Here is a 4,196-nt window from a genome sequence, read left to right as displayed (position 1 = left end):
GAATTAAGGAAACGGTTAATCTTTACATTACTCGCTTTTATCATTTTTTTATTTGGATCATTCATTTATGTGCAGGATATTTACGAGTGGCTTATTCGTGATCTCAATCGTAATTTAGCAGTATTAGGACCGAGTGAAATCCTTTGGGTATATTTTATGATTTCAGGAGTGATTGCGATCGCACTTACCATTCCAATTGCTGCTTATCAAACGTGGTTATTTGTAAAACCAGCCCTAACTGAAAAAGAACGAAAAGCAACACTAGCCTACATTCCTGGATTGTTTACTATGTTTATAACAGGGCTATCATTTGGTTATTTTGTCGTGTACCCAATTGTTCTTAACTTTTTATTATCCTTATCTAAAGGGCAGTTTGAAACCATTTTTACTGCCGAAAAGTATTTCAAATTCATGATAAACTTAACACTGCCGTTTGGATTATTATTTGAAATACCGCTCATTGTCATGTTCCTTACCTCAATTGATATCATTAATCCGAAGCTTCTTTCGAAAGCCAGAAAGATTTCTTACTTTTCACTTACCCTTGTAGCTATTTTCATAACTCCACCTGATATTATTTCAGATATATTGGTTATCGTACCACTATTCATTTTATATGAATTTAGTGTCATATTGTCCAAAATCGTATATCGAAAAAAATATAAAAAACAATCAGAAAATATTATTCCAATGAAAAAAGCATCATAGACAAATGAAAGGACTGCAGGTATCATAATTTGCGGTAATCCGTACTGGATTATGGAAGAAGTTAAATTCTATAATAAAAATATCGGACAATAAACCCAGGTTTATAAATAATAAAGAGTGCCGTCTGCATTTTGTTGCAGAAGGCGCTCTTTTTGTTAAGTTAGCATATTAGGCACAGATTGGCTGCGTCTGAACTTGCTGGATGATAACTCCGACTTTAACTGCCATTTCAGAGTACCTATCTAGTTTTTTATTAAATGCCCATTAGTTCGACACCTTTAAAGGCATCTTCCATTCCTTGAACTTTAACTTCTCCAAATGCTTTAACTTCAATTTCAATTTTCATATTTTTCATCTCCTCAAACGCTCTTTTTGTTAAGTAAGATTATTAGGTTTTTTGCATTGCTTATACTATGTGGGGTAGTTTATGATTTCTTCATTCGAAAAAGTTTTAAGGAAATGGAAAGCGGTCCTGTAAATCAAAATGCCGAGCAAGCAAAAAGAGACGCCAAAACTAATGAAGCGTCAAACTTTAATGGGTTCGGACAGTGATAAACAGGATTTCTTTCTTAATAAGTAATGACAATTCCGTCATATGTGTCGCTATTTTCGACACTTTTTTTATATACATTATTACGGCAAACTTTTTATGATTCGTAGCCGAATCTGTGCATAGCGGAGCAGAGATACCGATAAAATTACCCAATACGTTGAATGAAGTTTTCTTATTGAACTAACGGGTGCTTTAGTTGAAGATTCGATTTCCGAAATAATCAAACATTTTTATAAAAGTGAATAGCAATAAACGGGTGAAACCTCGTATTTTGATCAAACTTTGTGCTGTTTTTAAATAAAGGTACGGTGTTTTTAAAAAAGACGCGATGTTTTGAATAAAGTCGCGACGTCTATAAAAAGGTTGCGATGTTTTGCCCCTTTGGATCTGTTTATCTAAAGGGTTGTTTTTATAGTGAAAAGTGAAAAGAAAATCTGAACGGAAAGCGCGGATTAAGGAACTATTGAGTAGCAATAAAGTTACTCAACTAAAGGGCCATTTAATTGAATAAATCTAACCGTTTCTAGAGGAAACGGTTAGATTTACGAGAGAAAGTTTATTCACTCGTATTTTTTTAAAACAATAGCCGCATTATGACCTCCAAAACCAAATGAGTTAGATAGCCCCATATTTATTTTCACTTGGCGAGCAACAGACGGTACATAATCTAGATCACATAATGGATCAGGTTTTTCTAAGTTAATTGTTGGAGGAACTATCTCTTCCTTTATGCTCATTGCTAAAGCAATTGCTTCAACTCCACCAGCTGCCCCTAACATATGACCAAGCATAGATTTATTAGCTGTTATTGGAATCTGATAAGCTAGCTTTCCAAATAGCTGCTTAATAGCCATCGTTTCAGAGATGTCCCCCACTTTTGTACTTGTTGCATGGGCACTAATAACATCAATTTCCTCAGGAGATATATTGGCATTTTTTAAAGCTGATCTCATTGCAAGATAGGCCCCTCTACCTTCTGGGTGTGTAGCTACCATATGGTGTGCATCTGAACTTGCACCATATCCAATGACTTCTGCATAAATCTTTGCCTCTCTACGTAAAGCATGAGATAAGGATTCTAAGATTAGAATTCCAGCTCCTTCTGACATGACAAATCCATCTCGATTTTCATCAAATGGACGACTAGCTTTAGTTGGATCGTCGTTTCTTGTTGATAATGCTGTAGCATTACCAAAGCTTGCTATTGATAAGTCTGTTATAGCTGCCTCTGTTCCACCCGCAAACATAACGTCAACTTCTCCAGAACGGATTAGTCTAAAGGCTTCTCCGATAGCTGTATTTCCAATTGCACATGCGGAAACAGGAGACATAGAAGGTCCCATGGCGTTCCATTGGATGCTAATTTGTGCAGCAGCAGCATTAGAAATCATGGCAGGTACTAGAGTTGGGCTGACTCTTCTTGGTCCCTTCTGTCTAAGCGCATCAATATTTTCAATTAAGGTTTCAAGTCCCCCTATACCTGAACCTACGTATACGCCTAACCTTTCTCCGTCTATACGTTTGAGGTCTAACTCAGAGTCTGTCCAAGCTTGTTCGGCTGCAGCCAAAGAAAATTGAGAAAAGCGATCTAAACGTCTTACTTCTTTCTTTCCAAAAATTTCATCTGCATCAAAATCTCGTATGACACCTGCAATTTTTGCCTTATGATTAGTAACATCAAATGTATCAATAAGGGATATACCAGACTCTCCGTTAATCAGATTGTTCCAAAATGTCTTGAGGTTGTTTCCTATAGGAGAGACTACTCCCATACCTGTAATCACAACTCTTTCCACTGTTCATCACTCCAAATCAATAATATACTTGTATTTTACAGTCACTTTATCCTATTACAAGTGATTGTTTATCCTGGTATAATTACCACTAGGTTAAATTGGTATGATGAGGAGTTTTAAAAATGAATGATAAAACTAGGCTTGAAGCTTTGTCGACATTCTTAAAAGCTAAGCGTGCTCAAATTAAGCCAGAGTCAATTGGTTTGCCTGTCGGAACCCGGAGAAGGACACCTGGGTTACGAAGAGAAGAGGTTGCACAACTAGCAGGTGTAAGTACCACTTGGTATACATGGCTAGAGCAGGGAAGAGATATAAAAGTTTCTTCAATCGTATTTGATTGTATTTCTACAGCTTTGCAATTAAATAATGATGAAAGAGACTACTTATATGACCTGGCATTAGAAGCAAAATCGGAAATTACACATCCAAAAAAGGATCAATCAGAGCTTAGCCCTTCTTTAAAACGAATACTAGCTGAATTAACATATTGTCCGACTATCATTACGGATCGACATTGCCATATTGTGGGCTGGAATCCTGCAGCTGCTCATGTTTTTTTAGATTTTGAACAAATACCGAATGATCAAAGAAATTTGATTCGTTTAGTGTTCACCAGAAAAGAATTCAAAGCATTGGCCGTCAATTGGGAACATTTTGCGAAAGGTTTTCTTGCCATTTTCCGTACCTATTATGGACACTATTTAGGCGATGAATGGTACAACCAATTTATTAAAGAAATGAGTCATTCACATCCAAAATTCCAAGATTTATGGCTAGAAAGTCAAGTGAGTAAGGCTCCAGAAATGATAATTGAATTCAGACATGCTAAATCAGGCAAAATGTTGTTTAATTTAACTTCTCTCCAAGTTCAAGGTGATATGGATTTACGGTGCAGTATCTATACACCAGTAGAGGAAACTGATACAGAAAATAAATTAAAGCGATTAATGAAGAGGGTTTCCGTTGAAAATTAATAAAGTAATTTCGTTATTCCATTATAGGTCGCGATTGTTGAGCAAACACAGGTAGAAAATGATCAAACTTTTTTATAAAACCGATACTTAAATCTGCTGGATATGAATCCATTTTGATCAATCTTTTTTCAAAATGGATTCTTTTTATTTATCGTAAAATACTGG

3 protein-coding genes are annotated in these 4,196 nt (G+C 35.8%); 2 read left to right on the top strand and 1 reads right to left on the bottom strand.

The window, feature by feature from the left end:
• Window positions 1-708, top strand: a 708-nt coding sequence (tatC, locus tag AC1DOS_RS18445; RefSeq protein ID WP_477538678.1) for a twin-arginine translocase subunit TatC, incomplete at its 5' end; no start/stop codon positions are given.
• A gap of 1,113 nt (window positions 709-1,821) precedes the next feature.
• On the opposite strand, the gene fabF is transcribed toward tatC, so the two are convergent.
• Window positions 1,822-3,057, bottom strand: a complete 1,236-nt coding sequence (gene fabF, locus AC1DOS_RS18440) for a beta-ketoacyl-ACP synthase II (protein ID WP_477538677.1) — start codon at window positions 3,055-3,057, stop codon at window positions 1,822-1,824.
• Between the two features lie 122 nt (window positions 3,058-3,179).
• Here fabF and AC1DOS_RS18435 point away from each other — a divergent pair, with 122 nt between their 5' ends.
• Window positions 3,180-4,031, top strand: coding sequence for a helix-turn-helix transcriptional regulator (locus AC1DOS_RS18435; RefSeq protein WP_477538676.1), 852 nt, complete (start codon window positions 3,180-3,182; stop codon window positions 4,029-4,031).
• Window positions 4,032-4,196: the final 165 nt, after the last annotated feature.

The sequence above is a fragment of the Paenisporosarcina sp. P5_A11 genome, from assembly GCF_056400705.1.
Note: the sequence above shows the minus strand (reverse complement) of the source record. Positions and strands in the feature narration are given on the sequence as shown.